Source organism: Georgenia soli (assembly GCF_002563695.1).
Taxonomy (GTDB): Bacteria; Actinomycetota; Actinomycetes; order Actinomycetales; family Actinomycetaceae; genus Georgenia; species Georgenia soli.
Window position 1 is genome coordinate 1695784 of record NZ_PDJI01000004.1, and the last position, 22695, is coordinate 1718478.

A 22695-nucleotide genomic window follows, 5' to 3' on the forward strand; every position below is an offset into this window, starting at 1 on the left:
TCTATTTACGCGCGCAGCATGATGGGTCAGTCTTTCCCGAGCTCTTCCGAGAGGCTGGGCCTGTCGCTCCCCCGGCTCCCCGGCCGCGTGGCCGGCAAGCCTCAACCGAGCTCGGCCGGCCGGACGGCGCGTCCCGTCGCGGCGGCCTCGTAGATCGCGCAGAGCAGCCGGACCGTCTCCACGGCGTCGGCGGCGTCGACCGGTGCCGGCGACTTCCCCTCGACCGCGGAGAGGATCTCGCGCCACTGGGTGAGGTGGCCGACGTGCCCGATGGCGAGCGGGTCGGCCGCGCCGCTCGCTGGGGCCCTCCCCGAGCCGGGTGCCGACACCTCCGGCACGTCCCAACGGAGCACCTCGCCCTGGCCGAGCTCGACCGACCCCCGTGAACCGTGCAGGGCGATCGTCGCGGGCGACCCCGGCGGCGTCGCGGTCGTCGTGGTGATCACACCGAGGGCGCCGGATGCGAACCGCAGGGTGGCGACAGTCGTGTCCTCGGCATCCATCGCGTGGGCGAGGGTGCCGTACTGGGCGGTCACCGACTCGACGGGGCCGCAGAGCCAGCGCAGCAGATCGACGTTGTGCACGCCCTGGTTCATCAGCGAGCCACCGCCCTCCGCCATGGAGGTCCGCCACCTCGCGGCGCGGTAGTAGTCATCGTCACGGAACCAGTGGACGTGGGTGGTGGCCAGGCGGATGTCGCCGAGGGCCCCGGCGTCCACCGCCTCCTTCAGCCGCGCGTGCTCCGGCTCGAAGCGTCGCTGGGAGATCATCGAGACGGTCAGCCCGCGCTCACGTGCCACCTCCGCGATGCGGACGGCATCCTCCACCCGGACGGCGAGAGGCTTCTCGACCACCACGTGGCGGCCGGCCTCGAGCGCCGCGAGCGCCAGTGCCGCGTGGGAGCCGCTCGGTGAGCAGATCGCGACGACGTCGACCTCGGCGGAGCCGATCACCTCCTCCGGCGTGACGAAGGCGGCGGGCCAGCCCGCCAGCGTCTCCTCCGTCGCGCGGTGGGCGCCGCTGTACGCCACCAGCGCCACCCGGTCGTCGAGGTCGCGGAGCGCGCGTGCGTGCATCGTGCCGATGTTGCCCATGCCGACGATGCCGGCGCCGATACGGCGTGAGGTCATGGTCGTCCTCCCTGCTGGTTCTGGTCGGTCCCGCGTGGAACGAGGCGCGCCGCCGGGCCGGTCTGGCAAGATCCGGACCGGCGGCGCGCGTCGGGGTCAGTCGGGTGTGTGGGTGGCGCCGAGCAGGTCGCGGATACGCTCGGCGGCCCGCGTGAAGCGCGGATCGGTGAGCGTGGCGCCGTAGTCCCGCTCTTCCGGGAGGCCAGGAGTGAGCGTCTCGACGATGCGGCCCGGGCGCGGGCTCATCACCACGATCCGGCTGCCGAGGTAGACGGCCTCGGGCACGGAGTGCGTGACGAGGACGATGGTCGTGCCGGTCTCCCGCCAGATCCGGTTCATCTCGATGTTCATGTGCTCGCGGGTCAGTGCGTCCAGCGCACCGAACGGCTCGTCCATGAGGAGCACCCGGGGCTCGTGCAGCAGCGCCCGGCACAGGGCCACGCGTTGCTGCATCCCCCCGGAGAGCTCGTGCGGGAGAGCCTTCTCGAAGCCGGTCAGACCGGTCAGCTCGATGAGCTCGTCCGCCCGCTGCTCGGCGCGACGCCGGTCCATCCCGCGCATCTCGGCCTGGAGCAGGATGTTCTTGCGCACCCCGCGCCACTCGAGCAGCGCCGAGCGCTGGAACGCGAAGCCGATCTGGCGCTGAGGGCTTGTCACCTGCTGGCCGTAGAGGCGTACGTCCCCGTCGGTGGCAAGAGTGAGACCGGCGATGATCTTCAGCAGGGTCGACTTGCCACAGCCCGACGGGCCGGCGATGGTGACGAACTCCCCCGCTGCGACGCTGAGCGAGACGTCGTCCAGAGCCACGGTCTCGGACCGCTTCGAGCTGAACCGCATCGTGAGGTTCTTGACCTCGATGATGGGGTCGGTGCCGACGGTCGCGCCCGCGTCGGCCAGCTGCGTCGATGCCATCACAGACCCTCGCCGAAGCTGCCGTCCCAGTACTTCGCCGGCGTGGTGTCGCCGTCGAAGTCGGTGTTCTCCACGAGGAAGGTGAGCGTCTTCGTCCACTGGTCCTCGGTGTTGACGCCCGGGGCAGGCGCCTCCTCCAGGTTGAGCAGCCCGATGGTCTTCTCCAGCTGGGCAGCGAGAACGCTCTCCTCCGGGGCCTGCTCGGCACCGGCAGCCATCGCGGCGACGGCCTCCTCCTGGTTCTCCCCGGCCTCGAGGAACGAGCGCGACGTGGCGCGCACCATGGCCTCGACGAGCTCAGGGTCGTCGGCGATCGTCCTGTCGTTGACGACGAGGCCGGTGCCCAGCAGGTTCATGCCGAAGTCCGCGAAGGGCAGCGCCTCGACCTCCTTGCCGGTCTGGTTCGCGATCGTGGGCGCCTGGTCGTGGTGGAAGCCCTGGATCGCGTCGACCTGCCCCTCGATGAGGGCAGCGATCTTGCCGGCCGCATCGACGTTGACGACCGTCACCTCCGCCGGGTCGACGCCGTTGAGCTCCAACCACGCCGGGAACGTGCCGTACATCGCGTCACCGGGTGTCCCGCCGACCGTCTTGCCCACCAGGTCGGCCGGCTCGGAGATGCCCTGGTCGGCGAAGAACTCGACAGAGCTGGGGCCGGTCTGCAGGAACACGCCCGCGCTCTTCACCGGCATCCCCGAGTTGATGGCGTTGGCCAACGGAGGCGTGTCGGCCCAGCCGAAGTCGGTGTTGTTCTGGGCGACCTGCTGGATGGTGTTCCCCGAGCCGTTGCCCGGCTGGATCGTCAGGTCGATGCCCTCCTCCTCGAAGATGCCCTGCTCGACCCCGTAGTAGAAGGGGGCGTGCTCGCCGTAAGGCACCCAGTTGAGGGTGATCGTCACCTCGGTGAGCTCGCCGCCGTCGCCGCCGCCGGCGGACGCCGCCGGGTCAGCCCCAGCCTGGTTGCCGGCCGAGCAGCCGGCGAGAACGAGACCGGCGACAGCGAACGAGATTCCGTACTTGATTCCGCGCATCGTGAGAAGCCTTTCTTCTGGCGCCGCCCCGGGGGCGGCAACGTCATTACGTAGGGGTGGGTCAGAATGAGGAGCGATGGCCGGGCCGGCAGGGCCCTGCAGAAAGCAGACAATCGGTCAGGAGGAGGCGAGGACAAGATTCCCGCGCCGCGAGGCGTGCCACGGGATGAGAAGGCGCTCGGAAAGCTCGACCGCGACGAAAAGAATGACTCCGATGAGAGACATGAGAATAAGGTCGGCGAAGAGCAGCGGAGAGTTCAGGTTCCCGCTGGCGAGCAGGAGGACGTACCCCAGCCCACGGTCGGCGCCGACGAACTCCCCGACGACCGCGCCCACCACGGCGAGCGTGACGGCCACCTTCAGTCCCGACATCAGGTGCGGGAGCGCCCCGGGGAATCGGATCTTCCGGAAGGTCTTCCAGCGCGAGGCACCCATCGTGGCCGAGAGCTCCAGCAGCTCGGGGTCGACCGACCGCAGGCCGGCGACGGCGGAGACGACGACAGGGAAGAACGCGATCAGCACCGCAAGGACGATCTTGGGCGTCAGGCCGAACCCGAACCACACCACGAGGATCGGTGCGATGGCGATCTTCGGGATGACCTGGGCGAACAGGATCAGGGGGTACAGCGACTTCTCGGCGGTCCGGGAGTAGACGAGGAGGACCGCCGTCGCGACGCCGATCACCGTCGCCAGCAGGAAGCCGACGATGGTCTCCATGGTGGTGACCCAGGTGTGCTCGAGCAGCATCGCCCAGTCGGCGACCATGGTCTCCCACACCGCCCCGGGGCCGGGGACGAGGTACGCGGGGACCAGCTCGCGCCAGGTGACGAACCACCATCCCGCGAACAGCACCGCGAGCACCGCCAGGGGCCGCCAGGAGGCGGAGGCCAGGTTGGCCGCATGACCCCAGGGCGACCTCCTCGTGGCCGGGCGCCGTGCCGGTGGCCCAACGCTCCTCGTCGTAGGTGGGGCGACCCGGGTCTGGGGGTGCACTTCCTGTGTGGTGGTCATGGAGAGTTCCTCGGTGATGGTGGGGCGGGTGGCCGGTGGTGAGGTGTTCTCGTCGGTCATCGGAACGGCACCGCCTCGGCCCTGAGGATGCCGGTGAAGGCTTCCCAGGCCTCGGTGAAGAGCTCCGGCCCGGAGAAGCCTCCGAGACTGTGCGCCTCGCTGAGGTGCGGCTCGAGCGAGAAGAAGCCGTTGAAGCCGTCCGCCCAGAGCGCACGGACGGTCTCGACGACCTGACCGTCACCGTGACCGGCGGGGACGACGGCGCCCGTGTCACTGCGGGCGTCCTTGATCTGCACGTACTCCAGGTACGGGCGCAGCAGCTCGTACCCGTCGGTGTACGGCCGCACGCCGACCTGGACGAAGTTCGCGGCGTCCCACGCGAGCTGCAGATGGTCCGAGCCCACCGACTCCACGATGTCGAGGCAGCGCCGGGGGATGTCGCCGTAGATGCCCTTCTCGTTCTCGTGCAGCAGCACGACGCCGGCGTCGACCGCCACGTCGGTCAGGGCCAGCATGCGGCTCATGACCTGGTCCCGGCAGGCGTCGGGGTCGGTGCCCGGCCGCATGAAGAAGGAGAAGATCCTGATGTAGGGCGCCTGGAAGAACGTCGCCACCCGCGCCGCGTGGCGCATCCGGTCGGCATGAGCCTCGAAGTCGTCGTCGAGATGGATCTTCCCGATCGGCGACCCGATGCTCGAGACCTCGAGGCCGTGCCGGCGCAGGAGCAGGAGCACCTTCTCCAGCTGCGACGTGTCGAGGTCGAGGACGTTGGTGTCCCAGGCGCTGCGGAACTCGATGTACTTCAGCCCGAGCTCGGCGGCGACCCTGCACTGCGTCTCGAAGTCGGGCGAGATCTCGTCAGAGAAACCCGAGAGCGTCCACACCTTCATGCCCCCTTGTCCTGGCGTGTCGACATTGACGGTGCGCGCGACCGGTGACGGGCGTCGCGCGAGGAGGAGGGAGGCTGCCGGTCCACGCTCGCCGAGGCGGACCGGCAGCCGTCTCTCAGTACCGCAGCTCGGAGAGGTTGCCGAGGCTGTTGCAGGCGGAGGTGATGCCGTCCGGCGTCGGCCGGTCGTGCTCGGTGAAGCCGTACTCGACCCCGGCGAGCGACGCGTTCGCGAAGATCTCCGCGAAGTCGATGGTGCCCTCGCCCACGTCGGCGAAGGAGCCGTCCTCCGCGAGGTCCTTCAGGTGCAGCAGCTCGAACCGACCGGGGTAGGTGTTGAACAGCTGCACGGCGTCGTGACCGACGCTGGCCGCCCAGTAGACGTCGAGCTCCATCGTGACGAGCTCGGGGTCCGTCTCGCGGACGAGCACGTCATAACCCGTGACGCCGTCCTCCTGGGTCTCGAACTCGTACCCGTGGTTGTGGTACGCGACCGTGATCCCCTCGGCCTTGAGCTTCGCTCCCACCTCGTTGAGGAAGGCCGCCGTCGCCGAGTAGTCCGCCATGGTCCAGCGGCTGCTGCCCGAGATGCGCACGTACTCGGCGCCGATCGCCTTCGCCTCGGCGATGACGAGGTCGAGGTCGTTCTGGAGGTTGCTCACGCTGACGCCGAGGGAGGGAACGTCGATACCCACCGCGTCGCTCAGCGGCTGCAGTTCCGCGGCGGTCCGGCCGTAGAAGTTTCCGGCACTGCCGGAGAACTCGGCGTTCTGGAAGCCGCACTTCGCGAGGGCGGCGAGAGTCCCCTCTGCGTCCGCCGTCATCTGGGTGCGGGTTGTGAAGGCCACCAGGCCGATCCTGCTCAGGTCGACCGAGCGGGTGCCGGTGACCGGGTGCGGCCTGCCCAGCTCCGAACCGGCGGCGGCGCTCACGACCGCCGAGCGCTCGGCCTCGGTCAGGACCCCGGCACGGGCGAGGCTGCTGGCCGTCACGGCGACCTTGCTGACGAACTGTCCATGGCTCGCGAACGGCGCGTCGCCCATGATCTCGTCCATCACGGTGCACCCGTTGCCCGTGTCGTAGTTGGGCACGCCGGAAGCGCCGCTGCCGGTCCCGAAGAAGACCGAGGAGTCGGCCGAGTAGCCGTACGTGCACTCGTCGGCCTCCGCTGCGGACGCCGAGGTCGGGATGAGCGGGAGGGTCAGGGCGCCGGCCGCGGCGGCGGCGAGCCACCTGCTCCGACGCTTCGTGGTGGATGCGGGAATCGAGCTGCGTACCATCAGGCTGCCTCTCCGTCGAGGATGTGGTGGGACGTGCGGAAAGCGCTTTACCAAGTGCGCTGCGGCCGACGTTAGGGAGCGTCGCACCCCCGGACAATGAGTTGCCATTTGTTGCATCCATTTCCGGACGATCGTCCCGAGGCGCGAGATTTCGCGGTTCTCCGCGGACGGCGGGGCCTGTCAGGGCGGTACGGACCGTCGAGGAAGGGGCCCGCGCCCTGGGAGCGGCCCTCCGGACCCCGCGATCGGGTCGGTGCCGTGCTGCGGGCCGCCGATCTCTCGACCGCCACGTCCGCCGAGGCGCCCCTTGCGCCGGCGCACCGGAGAACGGTGCGACGGGGGTGGCCCGTCAGCCGGGCGGCACTGCCCGGGCACACCGACACGGTCGACGGGAAATCGCTATCCAGGGTTGACTCGACCGGTCGAGAACCCTACGGTTCCCGCAACTCCGTCAGCGGATCCGGGGAAGGGCCCACGATGACCGACGTTGCCGAGGACTCCCCCGCGCGCGGACCGGCCCCTCTGCCGGCGACGACCGGCGAAGCCCTGGCCGGCTTCCCGGGAGCGGTGGGGATCTCCGCACTGTCCGTGTACCGGACGGAGGCCGCCGACGGGCATGCCGGCGGCAGCCCGCACGTGCACCTCGTCTGCAGCGAGGCGTACTACGTCGTCGGAGGGCAGGGTCTGGTGCAGACCCTGACGGCCTCCGGCTTCCGGGAGACCCCGCTGCGGGCGGGTGCCGTGGTGCAGTTCGGACCTGGCACGATCCATCGACTGATCAACCAGGGTGATCTCCAGATCCTCGTCATCATGCAGAACAGCGGGCTGCCCGAGTCGGGCGACGCGGTGCTCACGCTTCCGCCCGAGCTGCTGCACGACGCTGAGGTGTACCGCAGGGCCGCGACGCTCCCCCCAGGAGCCCAGGCCGAGACGGCCGCGCGGCACCGACGGGACCTGGCCGTGAGGGGCTTCCTCGACCTGGTGGACGCGCAGCGGGAGCGAGGACCGGAGGCGCTGGAGCCGTTCTACGCCGCGGCAGCCGCGCTCACGGCCCCGCTGCTCGACAGCTGGAGACGGAGGTGGCTCGAGGGAGCGCACCGCGCCGCCCAGGCCACCGGCGAACAGCTCGGCGCCCTCGCGCGGGGGGATCACTCGCACCTGTTCGCGGCCGATGTCCGGGCCCAGCCCGGCCCCGTCGAGAGCGGGCGTCTGGGCATGTGCGGCGCCCTGGACGTCTACCCCTCAGCTCCGCGCGGCTGAACCGGCACCGGAATTCGCGCGGCCCAACCCGGCACCGGACTCCGCGCGGCCGAACCCGGCACCGGACTCCGCGCGGCTGAACCCGACCCGGGACCTGTCGGCGGGCGCGGAGGCACACTTCTGCGGTGCAGGCGCACCGCGGCGCGCACACCTCACGGCCGGACCGGCCATCATGGGGTACCGGTCATCATGGAGGGCACGGGGCGCGCTGCCGCGAATCCCCGACGACGCCACGACGGACGAGGAGGCACCGTGGATTTCACGTACGAGACTGCACCCGGGCGCGTCATCTTCGGCCGCGGGACCGTGCGGAGGGCGCTGCCGGAGGAGGTTGCCCGACTCGGCGCGGACCGGGTCATGGTGATCACCGGCCCCTCCACCCAGGCGCTCGCGCACACCTCCGTGGCTCCCTTCGCCGACGCGGTGGTCTCGTTCTTCACCGACGTCGAGGAGCACGTGCCCGCAGCGGTGGCGCGGCGGGCCGTCGCCCGCGCCCGCGACGCTCGTGCCGACCTGCTCCTGAGCATCGGCGGCGGTTCCACCACCGGCACCGCCAAGATCGTCGCCCGCGACCTGCACCTGCCGATCCTCGCGGTGCCGACGACGTACTCGGGCTCCGAGGCGACGCCCGTCTGGGGAACCACGCGGGACGGCCGTACGGAGACGGGCACCGACCCGGCGGTGCGTCCGCGCACCGTCGTCCTCGACCCCGACCTGACGGACCGCCTGCCGCGCGACCTCGCGGTGGCCTCCGGCCTGGTCGCCCTCGCCCGTGCGGTGGAGGCCCACTGGGCGCCCGGCGCCAGCCCCATCGGCTCCGCGATGGCGGACGAGGCCATGCACGCGCTCGCCACCGGGCTGCGCGGCATCGGTCGAGACAGCCTCGCCCAGGCGCAGGCGCCGGAGAAGGCGCTCAGCGACCCCGTCTCCGTCTGGGCCGGCACCCCCACGACCGCGGGCGAGCAGCTGCTCTACGGCGTCTACCTGGCGGGCGCCACCTTCGCGTCAACGGGACCGGGCCTGCACCACCGCATCTGCCACGTGCTCACAGGCTCGTTCAACCTCCCGCAGACCGCGCTGCACGCGGTGGTCCTGCCGCACGTGCTCGCGTTCAACGCTCCCGCGGTGCCCCGGACCGCCGCACGGGTCGCCCGGGCGCTGGAGGTGGAGGAGGCGGTGAGCGGGCTGCGCGCCCTGGTCGCCTCCGTCGGGGCACCGCGGACGCTCGCCCAGGTGGGCCTGCTCCTCCGGCAGCTCGACGAGGCGGTCGACCGGGTGAGCGCGACGCTGCCCGTCGAGAACCCCCGGCACGTCGGCAAGAACGAGGTGCGCGCGATCCTGACCGCCGCGTACGGCGAGGCAGCCTGAGCCAGTCGCACAAACGCTTCGAATCCCCTTGTCACGCCGCACCTGCGCAGTTACCGTGCGACTTGTGCCGCATTATCGGATCAGCGAGGCCGCCGGCCTGCTCGGCGTCAGCGACGACACGGTGCGCCGCTGGGTCGACGACGGGCAGCTGGCGTCCTCCGTGGACGCCGCCGGTCGCAAGGTCGTCGACGGCGCGTCCCTCGCCCGCCACGCCCAGGACCTCGCCGGCCGGGCGCCCGGTCCGGCCGGGGACGGCGTCGGACGCTCCGCCCGGAACCGCTTCACCGGCCTGGTGACCAGGGTCGTGGCCGACGGCGTGATGGCGCAGGTGGAGCTGCAGTGCGGCCCCTTCCGCGTGGTCTCGCTGATGAGCAGCGAGGCGGCGGAGGAGCTCGCCCTCGAGCCCGGCTCGCTGGCCACCGCTGTCGTCAAGGCCACGAACGTCATCGTCGAGACGCCGCCGGCCAGGAGCGGGGCGCGGTCGTGACGATCGAGCCGGGCCGCCTGGGGTACGGCATCACGGGCGACCTCGACCTGGACATCGTGCGCCGCCTCGCACCGGAGGTCGAGCGCGCCGGGCTGCGCACGCTCTGGGTCAACCAGCCCGCCCACGGTGACGCCCTCGCCGTCATGGCGGCGGCCGCCGAGGTCACCAGCACGCTCCGCATCGCCTCGGGGGTCCTCCCGGTGGACCGGCTGCCCGCCGACGAGATCGTCCGCCGCGTCAGTGACCTCGACCTGCCCGCCGACCGGCTCGTGCTCGGCGTCGGGGCCAGTGCTCCGCCGAGCCCGATCACCACGGTGCGCGAGGCGGTCGCCACGCTGACCGACAGGCTCGGCGCGCCCGTGGTCGTCGGGGCGCTGGGCCCCCGCATGCGGCGGCTCGCCGCCCGCGAGAGCGCGGGCCTGCTGCTGAACTGGCTGACGCCGTCGGCGGCGGGCCGGGCGGCGACCGAGAAGGACCGGGACGTCGCCGGGACCGGCGCGGACCCCGAGGTGGCCCTCTACGTCCGTTGCGCGCTGGGCGGGGTCGCGCATGCCGTCGTCCGCCGGGAGGCCGAGCGCTACGCCGGGATCCCGTCCTACGCGGCGAACTTCGCCCGGTTCGGGTTCGCCCCGCTGGACGCCGCGGTGCTCGCTGCCGCGGGCGGGGAGCTGCGCGCGGGACTCGCGCCGTACACGAGCGTCGTCGACGAGACCGTGGTTCGGGCGGTCACCGCCTCGGGCCGGCTGGGCGAGCACGTGGCGCTGCTGGCCGCGCTGGAGGGGGCGGAGTGACGGGCTCCCGTTCCCGTGCGGCAGCCGTGCGGGCGACGTCGGCGCTGCGGGTCGCGGCAGCGATGCGGGTGACAACAGCGCTGCGCGTGACGACGGCGTTCCTCCTCGCGACGTCGTTGGCGGCGTGCGGCTCCGCTGCCGGCCCTCCGGGACCGGCGGCGGGCAGCACGGGAGGCGGCGGCGCGCGCGACGGGAGGGCCACGGAGCTGACCGTCTTCGCCGCGGCCTCGCTCGCCGACGTCGCCGAGCAGGTCTCCGCCGTCGTGGAGGAGCAGGACCCGGGCGTGACGGTGAGCATCTCGCCGGCCGGCTCCTCCGACCTCGTGGCCCAGATCCTCGCCGGCGCCCCGGCCGACGTCCTCGTGACCGCCGACGAGACGACGATGGGACGGGCCGTGGAGGCCGGCGCGGTGGAGGAGCCCACCGTCGTGGCGCTCAACCACCCCGTCCTCGTGGTCCCGGCTGGCAACCCGGCGGGGGTCACGGGGCTCGACGACTCCCTCCAGGATGCCGTGCTCGTCGTCTGCGCGCCCCAGGTCCCCTGCGGCGCCGCGGCCGCCGACCTGGCCGGGCGCGCGGGCGTCACGCTGAGCCCCGCGAGCGAGGAGCTGAGCGTCACCGACGTCCTCGGCAAGGTGACCTCCGGGCAGGCCGATGCCGGGATCGTCTACGCCACCGACGCCCGCCGGGCCGGGGACGCCGTCGAGACCGTCCCGGTGGCGGGGGCCGACCAGGTCACCAACCGCTACCCGGCCGCGGTCGTGACGGGCACGGCCGCACCGGCGGCGGCCCAGGCGTGGATCTCGACCTTCACCGGCGCCGAGGGCCGCCGGATCCTCGCCGACGCCGGGTTCGTGCTGCCGTGACGTCGGCGACCTCACGCACCGGGAACCTGCCCCGCCCGGTCCTCGTCGTCGCGGCGGCAGGCGTCCTCGTGGTCGCGGTCCCGGTCCTCGGGCTGCTGCTGCGGGTGCCGTGGTCGCGCTTCCCCGAGCTCGTCACCTCCCCGGCCTCGCTCGCCGCCCTCGTGCTCAGCCTGCGCACCTCCGCCGCGGCGACGCTGCTGTGCGTGCTGCTCGGCGTCCCGCTGGCGCTGGTGCTGGCCAGGTCGAGGCTGCCGGGGCTGCGCGCGCTGCGGACCGTGGTCCTGCTCCCCCTGGTGCTGCCGCCCGTGGTCTCGGGCATCGCCCTGCTCACCACGCTCGGCCGCACCGGGGTGCTCGGTGCACGGCTCGAGGCGGCGGGGATCTCCGTCGCGTTCACCACCGCCGCGGTGGTCCTCGCGCAGACCTTCGTCTCCCTGCCGTTCCTCGTGCTCTCGATCGAGGGGGCGGTGCGCACCGCGGGCACCCGGTACGAGGCCGTCGCGGCCACGCTCGGCGCCCGCCCGGCCACGGTGCTGCGCCGGGTGACCCTTCCGCTGCTCCTGCCCGCCCTGGGCACCGGCACCGCGCTGGCCTTCGCCCGGTCCCTGGGCGAGTTCGGGGCCACCCTCACGTTCGCCGGCTCGCTCCAGGGCGTCACGCGGACCCTGCCGCTGGAGATCTACCTCCAGCGCGAGGTCGACCCGGACGCCACGGTCGCGCTCGCCGTCGTCCTCCTGGCGGTCGCGGCCGTGATGGTGCTGCTCACCCAGGGCGGTTCCCGACGGCGCAGCAAGGGGCGGAGATGAGCGGTCACCGAGCGGCCCGCCGGGGCCCGGCCGCGGCGGCGGGAGCCGCGGGGGCCGCCGGAGCCCCGGGGACGGCGGGAGGGGCGGGAGGGGCGGACGCGGCCGCCACGCCGGCAACGATCCACCCGCCCGCGCTGGCCGTTCGCGCCGGCGTCCCGGAGCGGGACGTCGAGCTCGACGTCGAGGTGCCGGCCGGTGAGGTGGTCGCCGTCCTCGGCCCGAACGGGGCCGGGAAGTCGACGCTGCTGGCGCTCGCCGCCGGAACCCTCCGGCCGGGCGCCGGCACCGTTTCGGTCGGCGGCCGGACGGTGGCCGACGGCGCGACGTGGGTGCCGCCGCACGCGCGCCGGGTGGCGCTCCTGGCCCAGGAGCCTCTCCTCTTCCCCCACCTCGACGCGCTCGGGAACGTCGCGTTCGGCCCGCGCGCGGCGGGCGCCCCGCGTCGGGAGGCCGCGCGCGTGGCGCACGACCTGCTCGACCGGGTGGGGGCGGGCGACCTGGCGCACCGGCGCCCCGCGGAGCTCTCCGGCGGGCAGGCGCAGCGGGTGGCGCTGGCCCGCGCCCTGGCGCCGGACCCCGAGGTGGTGCTGCTGGACGAGCCGCTTTCCGCCCTGGACGTCGGGTCCGCCGCCGAGGTCCGGCAGGTCCTGCGCCGAGTGCTGCGCGAGGCCGGGCGCGCCGCGGTGCTGGTGACCCACGACCTCCTCGACGTCCTCGCGGTGGCCGACTCCGTCGTCGTCCTCGAGGCCGGGCGGGTCGTCGAGCGAGGCCCGGCGCTGCAGGTGCTGACCCGGCCGCGCTCGGCGTTCGCGGCGCGCCTGGCCGGGGTCAACCTCGTCGCCGGGTCCCTCGCCGGGACGGGCGGGGAGGCGGTGGTGGAGGCCGACGGCGGCCTGGAGCTGCACGGCCTGCCGGACCCCGCCTGCGAGCCCGGCTCCGCCGTCGCCGCGGCCTTCTCCCCCAGGGCCGTCTCGGTGCACCGGGCCCCGCCCGGCGGCAGCCCGCGCAACACCGTGCCGGTGACGGTGGAGGCGCTCGAGCACCAGGGTGAGCTCGTCCGCGTGCGTGGGGCCGGGCCCGGCGGCCACCGGCTCGCCGCGGACATCACGCCCGCGTCGGTGGCCGGCCTGGACCTGACGCCCGGGGCAGCCGTGCTGTTCACGGTCAAGACGGCCGAGGTGGCCATCTACCCGGCCTGAGCGCACGGGCCCGCCCGGCCTCAGGGTGCCCGGAACCGTTGCGCCGTCCACCCAACGGGAGGACATTGGACGGAAGTGGGTAATCCGGTCCAGCTTCCTCTGGAGAGCACCATGGCCCTGACGACGCCGTCCCGCGCCGCGAGCGCCCCCCTGCCCGGACTGCGTCCGGACCGGCAGAGCTGGGGCAAGACCATCGTCAAGTGGGTGACCTCCACGGACCACAAGGTCATCGGGTACATGTACCTGACGACCTCGTTCATCTTCTTCCTCATCGGCGGCATCCTCGCGATGCTGATCCGCACCGAGCTGTTCACCCCGGCCCTGGACCTCGTGCGGTCGAACGAGCAGTACAACCAGCTGTTCACCATGCACGGCACGATCATGATGTTCCTGTTCGCGACGTCCTTGTTCACCGGGTTCGCGAACGTCATGGTCCCGCTCCAGATCGGCGCTCCGGACGTCGCGTTCCCGCGGCTGAACATGCTCTCGTACTGGATGTACTTCCTCGGCGGGTGCCTGGTGGTGGGCGGCTTCCTCACCCCCAAGGGGGCGGCGAGCTTCGGCTGGACGGCCTACGCGCCGCTGTCGGACCCGATGTTCTCACCGGGCCTCGGCGGGGACCTGTGGGCGCTCGGGCTCGCGATGACCGGTTTCGCGACGATCTTCGGCGCGGTCAACTTCATCGCCACGATCATCACGATGCGCGCCCCCGGCATGACGATGTTCCGGATGCCGATCTTCACCTGGAACAGCCTCATCACCTCGCTGCTGGTGCTCATGGCGTTCCCGGTGCTCGCCTCGGCGCTGTTCGGCCTGATCATCGACCGGATGATCGGCGGCCAGATCTACAACCCGAACTTCGGCGGCGTGCTGCTGTGGCAGCACCTGTTCTGGTTCTTCGGCCACCCCGAGGTCTACGTCATCGCCCTGCCGTTCTTCGGGATCATCACCGAGGTGCTCCCGGTCTTCTCCCGCAAGCCGATCTTCGGCTACAAGGGCCTGGTCTTCGCCACCATCACGATCGCCGCGCTGTCCATGTCGGTGTGGGCGCACCACATGTTCACCACCGGCGGTGTGATGCTGCCGTTCTTCTCGCTCATGACCATGCTCATCGCCGTGCCGACCGGGGTGAAGTTCTTCAACTGGATCGGCACCATGTGGCGCGGGCAGATCACCTTCGACGCCGGCATGCTCTTCGCGCTCGGCTTCCTCGTGACGTTCCTCTTCGGCGGTCTGACGGGCATCATCCTGTCCAGCCCCGCGATGGACTTCCACGTCCACGACACCTACTTCGTGGTGGCCCACTTCCACTACGTCGTCTTCGGCACCGTCGTGTTCGCGATGTACTCCGGCTTCCACTTCTGGTGGCCGAAGTGGACCGGCCGGATGCTGGACGAACGGCTCGGCAAGATCAGCTTCTGGATGCTGTTCATCGGCTTCCACACCACGTTCCTCGTCCAGCACTGGCTCGGCGTGCAGGGCATGCCCCGCCGGTACGCGGAGTACCTCGTGGAGGACCAGTTCACCCTCTACAACGAGATCTCCACGGTCGGCGCCTTCCTCATCGCGCTGTCGACGGTGCCGTTCCTGTGGAACGTCTACATCACCCAGCGCGGGCCCCGCACCGTGTTCGTGGACGACCCGTGGGGCTTCGGCAACTCCCTCGAGTGGGCCACCCCGTGCCCGGTGCCGCGCCACAACTTCACGTCCCTGCCGCGGATCCGGTCCGAGCGTCCCGCGTTCGACCTGCACCACCCCGAGGTGGCCGTCATGGACATGCCGGAGCCGAACCGAGACGTCTTCGACTCGCTGTACGCCGGCCCCGAGACGCGCGGCCGGGAGGACCTCCTCGACCGTCTCGACCGCGGCGACAACCCGAACCCGCCCCAGCGCGGGTCAGACATCCCCTGACCCCACCACGGACGCCGGCGTGGCCCGCGCGGCCGCGTCGTTACCCTGGCTGGCGTGCGCCAGCCGTCCTTCTCCCGTCAGCCGGTCAGCACGACGCCGCCCGGCAGCACGACGCCGCCCGGCAGCACGACGCCGCCCGGCAGGACGGCGCCGCCCGGCGGGACGGCGGCCCCCGCGGACGTGCTGCGCGCGGGCGGTGCCGTGGTCGCCGACGCCGGACGGCTGCTCGCCACGCACTGGCCGGCGCTCGTGCTGCTCGCCGTCGCCGGCGCCCTGGCCCGAGAGCTGACCCTCGACGCCGCGGTCTGGACCTCCCGCGCCTCGTCGTTGCTCAGCCAGCTCGTCGTCGCCCTCGCCCCGTTCGTCCAGCTGCTCACCGTCGTCGGGATGCTGCTCGTCATGCGGCGCCGCAGCGGCACCGAGCGGCCGGTCGTCTCGCTCGTGGTGGGCACGGCGGCCGTCATGCTGCCGTTCCTGATCATCTACCAGCACTACGGCTACCTGGCCGAGGACGTCATCACCTTCGGCGCCGGCACCGCGGACGACATCGTCAACCGGGACCTCGGCGCCCAGGCGGGCGACGTCGCCAGCCGGTTGCCTGCCGGCACGTCGGCCGCCGTCCTGGGCGCGGTCGCCGTCGCCCTCGTCCTGCGCCGCCTGCTCGACCGCCTCGCCGCCCGGCAGGACCGCGAGGTGCGGGCCTCGGTGCTGCGGCTGCTCGCCGGCTACTGCGAGGTGGTCTGGCTGGTGCTGGGCGCGTACGTCGTCACCGTGCTCGTCGACGGCGCCGGCGGCTGGTGGAGCAGCCGCGCCGCCGGCGCCGCGCTGGCGGACTGGCGGGAGGGCGTGGTCGTCGGGTGGCCCGCGGTCGGCGCCCTCGCAGGGACGCTGCTCGCCGGCCTCAAGCTGCTCCTCGCCGCCGCGGCCACCGCGTTCCTCGTGCCCGTGGCCTGGCTGGCGCTGGCCGGCATCATCTACGGCGTCCAGGCTGCCCGGATGCTGTCCGCACGGGACCTGCACCGGGCGCGGGTCGCGGGGCACGTCGTCGGCCGCCTCGGCGACGAGCGCACCGACCGGGCGCTCGCGATGGTGACCGACCCCGGCCGCCGCTACGGCGCCGTGGTGGGTGGCACGGCCCTCGTGCTGCGCGCCGGCTGGAGCCCGGTGCTGGTCTTCTGCCTGGCGTTCCTGGTGGCGGACAACGCCGACGTCCTCGTCACCGGGGTGGCCCGCTGGGTGGTCGGCCCGCAGACACCGGTGGCCTGGGCGGCGCTGCTGCCCGTCGTCGAGCTGCTCGGCGTGGTGCTCGTGCGGGTCCTCACCCTCGCGCTCGTGGCCTCCGCCGTCGACTCGCTGCTGCGCGGGCTCGGCCTGCCGGGCGGCCTGCGCCTCGGCTCACGGGTGCAGCGGCAGGGCGAAGAAGTCCGGGCCGAGGCCGAGCTCGTCGGTGCGGGTGGTCCAGACGTCCAGGCGCGCAGGCGCTGACCCCTCGGGCAGGAGGAACCAGGTCTCGTAGTGCGGGGTCTCGCCCTCCTCGGCCGCGCCGCACGGGACGGAGGAGGGGGCGGCGCCGGGCAGGTCCGGGACGCGGTCGGGGGCGGTGAAGACGCGGCCCTCGCCGTCGAGCAGGCGGACCTCGCAGTACCGCGCCTCGGTGAGGTCGGAGCGCACGTCCAGGTCCACGCGCCACAGGTCGTACCCGGCCGGGGGCCGCCACGGCTCTCCCGAGTAGTCGTCGACCAGCTGCTCCACCGGGTCGAGGGCGGCCACACGCACCGCCGTGCCGTCGATGCGGGCCCAGCCCTCGACGTCGGGCGCGACGGCGACGTGCGGCTCGGCGCTCCACCAGCGGGCCCGGTCCGGGCCGCTGACGGTCCAGGCGGCGACGGCGAGCGCGGGCACCACCGCGGCGGCGAGCGCGATCCGCCGCGCCCTCATCGCAAGTCCCCCTCGGCCGGCTCCTCCAGCGTCGCCGCGCGGGGCGCCAGCGGTGTGTCGTCGACCGGGCCGACGGGCACGGGCACCTCCGCGACGGCGGACAGCTGCGGGACGCTCAGCTCCGACGCGCGCAGCGCCAGGCCGCCCAGCGCGTCCTCGGGGATCTCGAAGACGATCTCGGTCCGGATCGGGGAGCCCGGCTGCGCCGCACCGGGGTGGTTGGGGCTGAGGCGACGGGTCGCGTCGAAGGCCCGTCCGTCGTCGTCCACGAGCGAGAACCTGCCGACCCGGAGCGGCTTCTCGGTGCCGCTGACGGAGAGGTCGACGGCGACCCACACCCCGGCGGTGGTCAGCTCGCCGCCGTAGCCGTCGTCGAGGGTGCGGGCGGCGCGGGCGCCGTGGACGGTGACGGTGCCCGGCTCGAGGGGCACCGTGTCGCCCGGCGCCCCCTGGGTGACGAACGGGCGCGTCGCCGGCCAGGCCCGCTCGGCGTGGTTGGCGAGCAGTCCGCCCGCGACCACGACGGCGGTGAGGGCGGCGACCGTGAGGCGGCTGCTCACCACTGCTCCTCCACCAGGATCTCGGGGACCCGCTCCGTGCGCGGGACGGCCACCCGCCCGACCGGCTCGGGGCTCGTCCAGGTGTCGCGCCGGTAGATGGGGCTGTAGTAGGGCGTCGAGCCCAGCAGGGTGAGCTCGAGCGGGTCGGGGACGTCGGACGGGTCCGCGACGGCCCACAGGTAGGCCACCTCCTCCGGCAGGCCGGGATGGCCCTGCGGCAGGCTGGTGCCGTCGCGCAGCAGGAGCTGCTGGTCGGGCTGGGCCGGCGGATCGCCCCGGTCGGCCGGCGCGCCCGGCGCGGCCGGGTCCGACGAGAGGGCGACGCCGGGCGGCAGGACGACGGTCGTGGGCAGCGAGTCCCGCGTCTCGTCGCCGGTGACCTCCACCCGCGCGCGCACGACGAGCCAGGCCGTGGCGCCGTCGATGTTCTCCAGGCGGCTGGTCCGGACCTGGTCGGTGACGACGGCGTCGAGGACGGTGACCGTGACGGGCCCGAGGTCGACCGGCTCGCCGGCCGCGCGGTCGGGCAGCTCGCTCGCCTCGACGGTGCGGAAGCCTCCTGCCGCAGCCACGACGGCGATCGCCACGAGGAGGACGACGACGGCCACCAGGCCGGCCCGCCCCCACGGGGTGCCGAGCGCACGCCGCAGCGTCATGGTTCCAGCTCGCACATCCCCTCCCGGGGCAGCACGTTAGCGTCGCCGGCCGTCCGGTGGAACGGGCGCCCGAGGAGCGGGCGGTCAGCCGCGCAGCACCTCGGCGAGCACCACCGCCTGGTTGTGCTCGGTGTCCTTCGCGCCGTACAGCAGCGTCACCACGGGGTGCTGCGCCACGATGTCCCTGAGCTCGGCGAGCGCGGGGTTGCCCTCCAGCTCGGCCCGGTAGCGGCGGGCGAACTCCTCGAACCTCTCCGGGTCGTGCCCGAACCACTTCCGCAGCTCCGTCGACGGGCCCGCCTCCTTCAGCCACACGTCGACGTCCGCGTCCTCCTTGCTCACGCCGCGCGGCCACACCCGGTCCACCAGGACCCGGTAGCCGTCACTGTCTCCCGGTGCGTCGTAGACGCGGGCGAGTCGCAGGTCCATGGCCTCCAGTGTGGGCGACGGCGCCCCGTCCGGCACGCTTGCGGAGCCCGATCAGGCGGCTCCGGGAGCGCCCGCACACCCCGTAGCGGTCTCGCTGCCCGTGCTGCATGGGGTTCGCCAGGCCGGCCCGCGCGTCGAGACGGCGTCCCCGCACCGTCTCAGCCGGCCGCACCCTCGCGGACGACGCCGGTCCGGCTCCCTAGCCTCGTCGCATGACCTCCACCACCGCCCGCACCACGGACCCGACCCCGCGCCTAGCCGACTTCACCGCCACCGGCGCGTGGCGGGGCAGCTTCTCCACCGACGTCGCCGCCCGCGGCTTCGGCTTCACCGTCGCCGAGCCGGAGTCGATCGGCGGCACGGACGAGGCGCCCAACCCGATCGAGTACCTCCTCGGCTCGCTGAACGGCTGCGTGAGCGTGGTCGTCGAGACGGTCGCCAGGGAGCTGGGCATCACGATCGAGGCGCTCTCCACGCACGCCACCGGCTCGATCGACCTGCGCGGCTTCCAGGGCACCGCCGACGTCTCGCCGCACTTCCAGCAGCTCACGCTCACGCTGACCCTGACCACCGACGCGACCGAGACCGACCTGGCCGAGCTGCGGACCCAGGTGCTGAACCGCTGCCCCGTCCTCAACCTCGTCAAGGACGCGGGCGTGGACGTGCGCGAGGTGTGGGAGACCATCCCGGCCTCGTGACGTGAGCCGCCGGCGCCGGTCACGGCACCTGGCCGGCGCCTCACACGGTGAGGACGTAGCCCTCCGCGGCGTCGTCCCACCGCAGGTCGACGATCCCGTCGGCCTGCGCGGCCCGGCAGAACTGCAGGAAGTTGCGGTAGCCGAGCGCCTTCTCGCTGAAGTCCGGCCGGTGCTTGCGCAGGCCGTCCTTCAGGCTCGAGAGCAGCACCGGCCGGTCGGCGCCGGCGACGACCTCGCGGAGCAGCGCGAAGGCGCTGTCGCGCTCGCCGCGCTCCGGCAGCGACACCTCCGGGTCGCCCGCCGCGGGGCCGGGCGACAGCTCGACGATGCCGCGCTCGGCGAGGTTCTTCAGCACCTCGCCGAACGACCGGAAACCGTGGTTCGCCTCGCTGAACGTCGGGTCCTTGCGCAGCAGCGTCCGCTTGAGCACCGAGGCGGTCACCGCCCCGGAGGCCGACGCGAGCCCGGCCAGCGTCTGCGCGACGAGCACCTCGAGGGGCCGCTGCTCCGTCTCGGGCGCCTCGGTCCCGCCGTCGTCCGGTGCGGCGCCGCCGGCCACGCCGGCGGGCGCGGGTTCTCCCTCCGGCGCGGGCGCGGCAGCCGGCGCTGCCGTGGAGGTGGTGTCACGCCCGCTCGTGGCGGCGCTCCGACGCCCCCGCGGCTGTCGCTCCCGCGGGGCGGGCTCCTCGGGCACCTCGACCCCCTCGAGCTCGTCGTAGAAGAGGAACTCGTCGCAGGCCGGCGGCAGCAGCCGGGAGGTCGAGTTCTCGACACCGACGCCGATGACCCGCTTGTTCAGCTCCCTGAGCTTGTGGACGAGCGGGGAGAAGTCGCTGTCACCGGTGCACATCACGAAGGTCGAGATGTAGTCGCGCTCGAAGGCCATCTCGATGGCGTCGACCACCATCTTGATGTCCGCCGCGTTCTTCCTGGAGGTCCCCATCCGCTGCGGCATCTCGATGAGCTCGACCTGGTGGCGCGTCAGGGAGCGCCGGTCCTCGTCGAAGTACGACCAGTCCGCGTACGCCCGTCGCACGACCACCCGGCCCCGCAGCGCGAGAGCGTCGGCGATGGGCCCGAAGTCGAAAGCCATCCCGCCGAGGTGGTCGCGTGCGCCGAGCGCGAGGTTCTCGTAGTCGAGGAAGACGGCCAGACGTTCTTCGGGTTCCATCCGGCCAGCGTATGGCCAGGCCAGCGGCACGGCAGCCGACGTCAGCCCGTGGGTGGACAGGGGCAGCGACCGGCGGCGGAGGGGCGACCACGACCGTCGTCGGACCGCGGGCCACCAGCTCGGTCCCACGGTCCGACGACGGGGCGGGCCCTCCGGCGCGAGCCTGGTCGCATGCCACCCACCCGCGACCTCGTCGCCCACGCCGTGACGAAGACCTACGGCTCCGCCTCCTCCACGACGACGGCGCTCGCCGGGGTCGACCTCACCGTCCGAGCCGGCGAGTCGGTCGCCGTCATGGGCCCCTCGGGTTCGGGGAAGTCGACGCTGCTGCACTGCTTGGCCGGCGTCGTGCGGCCGACCTCCGGCGAGGTGGTCTGGCGGGGACGCCCGATCGGCTCCCTGCCGGACGCCGCCCGCACCGCACTGCGCCGGACGGACTTCGGCTTCGTCTTCCAGTCGGGCCAGCTGCTGCCGGAGCTGCCCGCCGAGGAGAACGCGGCCCTGCCCCTGATGCTGCGTGGCGTGGGCCGCGCCGAGGCGGTCACCGCCGCCCGCGGGTGGCTCGGGCGGCTCGGCCTGCAGGGCATGGAGTCGCGCCGGCCCGGCGAGCTCTCCGGCGGTCAGGCGCAGCGTGTGGCGATCGCCCGGGCGATGGTCGCCTCCCCCGGCGTCATCTTCGCCGACGAGCCGACCGGCGCCCTGGACCAGACCTCCGGCCGGGAGGTGCTCGAGGTCCTCACCGGCGCGGCCCGGTCCACCGGGGCGAGCCTCGTCGTCGTCACCCACGACGAGCAGGTCGCCGCGTGGTGCGGCCGGGTGATCGGGATGCGGGACGGCCGGATCGTCAGCGAGCACCGCCCCGACGAGCGCGGCCACGGCCAGGCCTCGGTCGCCGGCGCGCCCCCGGCGACCGCCCGATGATCGCGGCCGCACGCCTGTGGTGGCTCCTGCGGCGGCGAGACGCCGGACGCTCGGACCCGCAGCGCCTCACCACCGTGCTCGCGGTCGTCGCGTTCGCCGTGACGACGGCGGTCCTGCTCGTCGTCCTCGGCGGTGTCGACGCGTTCCTCGCCCGGGCGGAGCAGGCTGCGGCGGGTGACGTCGAGGGCCTGTACGCCACGCTCGCCTGCATCGCCGCCGGGCTGCTCGCGGTGCCGCTCGTGACGCTGGGCGGTGCGGCGGCCCGGCTGGCGGTCGCCCGGCGGGACGCCCGGCTGGCCGCGCTGCGCCTGGCCGGTGCGACGACCACGCAGGTCGGGCTGCTCACGGTCCTGGACGCCGCGGCGCAGGCGGTGGCCGGTGCGGTGCTCGGCGTCCTGGGACACCTGCTGCTCCTCCCGGCGGTCAGGCTGCTGCGGTTCCAGGGGCGCACGTTCGAGCTGGGCGAGCTGCTTCTGCCGTGGTGGGCGTTCCCCGCGGCGGTGCTCGTGATCGTCGCTGTCGCGCTGGTCTCCGCGGTGACGAGCCTGCGCGGCGTGGCGATCAGCCCGCTGGGGGTGGCCGCCCGCGTCACCCCGAAGGGTCTGCACTGGGCGCGGGTGGTGCCGCTCGTCGTCGTCGCGGCGGCCTTCGCGGCGATGTTCACGCTGGGTCTCGCCGGGATCGCGGTGCTGGCGGGTGTGCTCGTGCTCGGCTTCGCGACGCTCAACCTCGTGGGCCCCTGGGTCATGTCCGTCGTCGGCCGCGCGGCGCTCAGGGCGGCGCGGAGTCCCGCCACGCTCATCGCCGCCCGCCGGGTGCTCGACTCCCCCCGCACCGCCTGGCGCAGCGTCGGCGGCGTCTCGCTCGCGGTGTTCGTCGCGGGACTCACCTCGACCGTCGCGATGTTCGAGGCCGCCGGCCCGAGCTCCGCCGAGGACGCGATGCTCTTTGCGGACCTGGCGACGGGTGGCTCCCTCACCCTCGGGATCGCGGGGCTGCTCGCCGCCGTCTCGGCGGCGGTGACGCAGTCCGGGCGGGTGATCGACCAGCGCGGGCAGTACCGGGCCCTGCACCTGGCCGGCACGGACCTGCGCGTCCTGGACGCGGCCAGGAGACGCGAGACGACGATCCCGCTCACGGCCGCCGTCGTCCTCGCCGCCGGGGCGGCCGGGGTCTTCATGCTGCCGGTCGTCGGGACGTACCTGTTCACCGCCGTCCCGCTGGTGGTGCGCTTCCTCGTCGGAGTCGCCGGCGCGGCGGCGCTGGTGGTGCTGGGGACGTCGACGAGCCGGCGGGTCGCACTCACCGTGCTCGCGTGACGGCGGGCACCCACGGGCGCCACGTGACCCCGGACCGGCGCCAGCTGGCGCGGAGAAACGGC

At 73.4% G+C, this 22695-nt stretch carries 23 protein-coding genes; 12 read left to right on the forward strand and 11 right to left on the reverse strand.

Annotated features, from left to right (window positions below):
* Positions 1–101: 101 nt before the first annotated feature.
* From ATJ97_RS08900 to ATJ97_RS08925, 6 genes are all read right to left on the reverse strand, one after another.
* Positions 102–1130: a Gfo/Idh/MocA family protein gene (locus ATJ97_RS08900; RefSeq protein WP_098483446.1), complete on the reverse strand. Its 1029-nt coding sequence runs from the start codon at positions 1128–1130 to the stop codon at positions 102–104.
* Positions 1131–1226: 96 nt separating this feature from the next.
* Complete coding sequence (locus ATJ97_RS08905; RefSeq protein ID WP_098483447.1) at positions 1227–2042, reverse strand: ABC transporter ATP-binding protein; 816 nt, start codon at positions 2040–2042, stop codon at positions 1227–1229.
* Positions 2042–3073 carry an ABC transporter substrate-binding protein gene (locus tag ATJ97_RS08910; RefSeq protein ID WP_098483448.1) on the reverse strand — a complete coding sequence of 344 codons (1032 nt, stop codon included), beginning with the start codon at positions 3071–3073 and terminating at the stop codon, positions 2042–2044. Before ATJ97_RS08910 ends, ATJ97_RS08905 begins: the two co-directional genes overlap by 1 nt.
* Positions 3074–3190: 117 nt before the next feature.
* The gene (locus tag ATJ97_RS08915; protein WP_098485336.1) at positions 3191–4084 is read right to left on the reverse strand and encodes an ABC transporter permease; all 894 of its coding nucleotides are present in this window, start codon (positions 4082–4084) and stop codon (positions 3191–3193) included.
* 56 nt (positions 4085–4140) lie between these two features.
* Positions 4141–4968, reverse strand: a complete 828-nt coding sequence (locus ATJ97_RS08920; protein WP_098485337.1) for a sugar phosphate isomerase/epimerase family protein — start codon at positions 4966–4968, stop codon at positions 4141–4143.
* A 121-nt stretch (positions 4969–5089) separates the two neighbouring features.
* Positions 5090–6253, reverse strand: coding sequence for a sugar phosphate isomerase/epimerase family protein (locus ATJ97_RS08925; RefSeq protein ID WP_098483449.1), 1164 nt, complete (start codon positions 6251–6253; stop codon positions 5090–5092).
* Between the two features lie 477 nt (positions 6254–6730).
* Here ATJ97_RS08925 and ATJ97_RS08930 point away from each other — a divergent pair, with 477 nt between their 5' ends.
* The 9 genes from ATJ97_RS08930 (at position 6731) to ATJ97_RS08970 (ending at position 16426) form a co-directional block, all read left to right on the forward strand.
* Entirely contained in the window at positions 6731–7513 is a 783-nt protein-coding gene (locus tag ATJ97_RS08930) for a cupin domain-containing protein (RefSeq protein WP_098483450.1), read from the forward strand.
* Positions 7514–7765: 252 nt separating this feature from the next.
* Positions 7766–8881, forward strand: coding sequence for a maleylacetate reductase (locus tag ATJ97_RS08935; protein WP_098483451.1), 1116 nt, complete (start codon positions 7766–7768; stop codon positions 8879–8881).
* A gap of 64 nt (positions 8882–8945) precedes the next feature.
* The gene (locus ATJ97_RS08940) at positions 8946–9368 is read left to right on the forward strand and encodes a TOBE domain-containing protein (RefSeq protein ID WP_098483452.1); all 423 of its coding nucleotides are present in this window, start codon (positions 8946–8948) and stop codon (positions 9366–9368) included.
* Positions 9365–10159: an LLM class flavin-dependent oxidoreductase gene (locus ATJ97_RS08945; protein WP_245862308.1), complete on the forward strand. Its 795-nt coding sequence runs from the start codon at positions 9365–9367 to the stop codon at positions 10157–10159. Before ATJ97_RS08940 ends, ATJ97_RS08945 begins: the two co-directional genes overlap by 4 nt.
* Positions 10156–11025, forward strand: coding sequence for a molybdate ABC transporter substrate-binding protein (gene modA, locus ATJ97_RS08950; RefSeq protein ID WP_245862309.1), 870 nt, complete (start codon positions 10156–10158; stop codon positions 11023–11025). The genes ATJ97_RS08945 and modA overlap by 4 nt, the downstream gene beginning before the upstream one ends.
* Positions 11022–11831: an ABC transporter permease gene (locus tag ATJ97_RS08955; protein ID WP_098483453.1), complete on the forward strand. Its 810-nt coding sequence runs from the start codon at positions 11022–11024 to the stop codon at positions 11829–11831. The genes modA and ATJ97_RS08955 overlap by 4 nt, the downstream gene beginning before the upstream one ends.
* On the forward strand, positions 11828–13030 hold the full coding sequence (locus ATJ97_RS08960) for a sulfate/molybdate ABC transporter ATP-binding protein (RefSeq protein WP_098483454.1): 1203 nt from the start codon (positions 11828–11830) through the stop codon (positions 13028–13030). The genes ATJ97_RS08955 and ATJ97_RS08960 overlap by 4 nt, the downstream gene beginning before the upstream one ends.
* A gap of 111 nt (positions 13031–13141) precedes the next feature.
* A complete protein-coding gene (ctaD, locus tag ATJ97_RS08965; RefSeq protein ID WP_098483455.1) occupies positions 13142–14941 on the forward strand; it encodes an aa3-type cytochrome oxidase subunit I in 1800 nt (599 codons plus the stop codon).
* A gap of 54 nt (positions 14942–14995) precedes the next feature.
* Entirely contained in the window at positions 14996–16426 is a 1431-nt protein-coding gene (locus ATJ97_RS08970) for a hypothetical protein (protein WP_143426962.1), read from the forward strand.
* Here the strand turns inward: ATJ97_RS08970 and ATJ97_RS08975 are convergent.
* From ATJ97_RS08975 to ATJ97_RS08990, 4 genes are all read right to left on the reverse strand, one after another.
* Positions 16337–16879: a hypothetical protein gene (locus tag ATJ97_RS08975; protein WP_098483457.1), complete on the reverse strand. Its 543-nt coding sequence runs from the start codon at positions 16877–16879 to the stop codon at positions 16337–16339. The two genes, ATJ97_RS08970 and ATJ97_RS08975, sit on opposite strands and share 90 nt — an antisense overlap.
* Positions 16876–17439: a DUF4352 domain-containing protein gene (locus ATJ97_RS08980; protein ID WP_098483458.1), complete on the reverse strand. Its 564-nt coding sequence runs from the start codon at positions 17437–17439 to the stop codon at positions 16876–16878. The genes ATJ97_RS08975 and ATJ97_RS08980 overlap by 4 nt, the downstream gene beginning before the upstream one ends.
* Positions 17436–18095, reverse strand: a complete 660-nt coding sequence (locus ATJ97_RS08985; protein WP_098483459.1) for a DUF4352 domain-containing protein — start codon at positions 18093–18095, stop codon at positions 17436–17438. Before ATJ97_RS08985 ends, ATJ97_RS08980 begins: the two co-directional genes overlap by 4 nt.
* A gap of 84 nt (positions 18096–18179) precedes the next feature.
* Positions 18180–18524 (reverse strand): DUF488 domain-containing protein, encoded by a 345-nt coding sequence (locus tag ATJ97_RS08990; RefSeq protein ID WP_098483460.1) that lies wholly within the window; start codon positions 18522–18524, stop codon positions 18180–18182.
* Positions 18525–18736: 212 nt separating this feature from the next.
* Between ATJ97_RS08990 and ATJ97_RS08995 the strand changes: the two genes are divergently transcribed.
* Positions 18737–19222 carry an OsmC family protein gene (locus ATJ97_RS08995; RefSeq protein ID WP_098483461.1) on the forward strand — a complete coding sequence of 162 codons (486 nt, stop codon included), beginning with the start codon at positions 18737–18739 and terminating at the stop codon, positions 19220–19222.
* 40 nt (positions 19223–19262) lie between these two features.
* On the opposite strand, the gene ATJ97_RS09000 is transcribed toward ATJ97_RS08995, so the two are convergent.
* Positions 19263–20393 carry an NYN domain-containing protein gene (locus ATJ97_RS09000; RefSeq protein WP_098483462.1) on the reverse strand — a complete coding sequence of 377 codons (1131 nt, stop codon included), beginning with the start codon at positions 20391–20393 and terminating at the stop codon, positions 19263–19265.
* A gap of 171 nt (positions 20394–20564) precedes the next feature.
* Here ATJ97_RS09000 and ATJ97_RS09005 point away from each other — a divergent pair, with 171 nt between their 5' ends.
* Both ATJ97_RS09005 and ATJ97_RS09010 read left to right on the forward strand, forming a co-directional pair.
* On the forward strand, positions 20565–21314 hold the full coding sequence (locus ATJ97_RS09005) for an ABC transporter ATP-binding protein (RefSeq protein ID WP_098483463.1): 750 nt from the start codon (positions 20565–20567) through the stop codon (positions 21312–21314).
* Positions 21311–22633 carry an FtsX-like permease family protein gene (locus ATJ97_RS09010; RefSeq protein ID WP_098483464.1) on the forward strand — a complete coding sequence of 441 codons (1323 nt, stop codon included), beginning with the start codon at positions 21311–21313 and terminating at the stop codon, positions 22631–22633. Before ATJ97_RS09005 ends, ATJ97_RS09010 begins: the two co-directional genes overlap by 4 nt.
* Positions 22634–22695: the final 62 nt, after the last annotated feature.

Coding starts and splice junctions, on each gene's coding strand:
- ATJ97_RS08900 (WP_098483446.1), bottom strand. CDS start 1,130: ATGACCTCACGCCGTATCGGCGCCGGCATCGTCGGCATGGGCAACATC.
- ATJ97_RS08905 (WP_098483447.1), bottom strand. CDS start 2,042: ATGGCATCGACGCAGCTGGCCGACGCGGGCGCGACCGTCGGCACCGAC.
- ATJ97_RS08910 (WP_098483448.1), bottom strand. CDS start 3,073: ATGCGCGGAATCAAGTACGGAATCTCGTTCGCTGTCGCCGGTCTCGTT.
- ATJ97_RS08915 (WP_098485336.1), bottom strand. CDS start 4,084: ATGACCACCACACAGGAAGTGCACCCCCAGACCCGGGTCGCCCCACCT.
- ATJ97_RS08925 (WP_098483449.1), bottom strand. CDS start 6,253: ATGGTACGCAGCTCGATTCCCGCATCCACCACGAAGCGTCGGAGCAGG.
- ATJ97_RS08930 (WP_098483450.1), top strand. CDS start 6,731: ATGACCGACGTTGCCGAGGACTCCCCCGCGCGCGGACCGGCCCCTCTG.
- ATJ97_RS08960 (WP_098483454.1), top strand. CDS start 11,828: ATGAGCGGTCACCGAGCGGCCCGCCGGGGCCCGGCCGCGGCGGCGGGA.
- ctaD (WP_098483455.1), top strand. CDS start 13,142: ATGGCCCTGACGACGCCGTCCCGCGCCGCGAGCGCCCCCCTGCCCGGA.
- ATJ97_RS08975 (WP_098483457.1), bottom strand. CDS start 16,879: ATGAGGGCGCGGCGGATCGCGCTCGCCGCCGCGGTGGTGCCCGCGCTC.
- ATJ97_RS08985 (WP_098483459.1), bottom strand. CDS start 18,095: ATGACGCTGCGGCGTGCGCTCGGCACCCCGTGGGGGCGGGCCGGCCTG.
- ATJ97_RS08990 (WP_098483460.1), bottom strand. CDS start 18,524: ATGGACCTGCGACTCGCCCGCGTCTACGACGCACCGGGAGACAGTGAC.
- ATJ97_RS08995 (WP_098483461.1), top strand. CDS start 18,737: ATGACCTCCACCACCGCCCGCACCACGGACCCGACCCCGCGCCTAGCC.
- ATJ97_RS09000 (WP_098483462.1), bottom strand. CDS start 20,393: ATGGAACCCGAAGAACGTCTGGCCGTCTTCCTCGACTACGAGAACCTC.
- ATJ97_RS09005 (WP_098483463.1), top strand. CDS start 20,565: ATGCCACCCACCCGCGACCTCGTCGCCCACGCCGTGACGAAGACCTAC.
- ATJ97_RS09010 (WP_098483464.1), top strand. CDS start 21,311: ATGATCGCGGCCGCACGCCTGTGGTGGCTCCTGCGGCGGCGAGACGCC.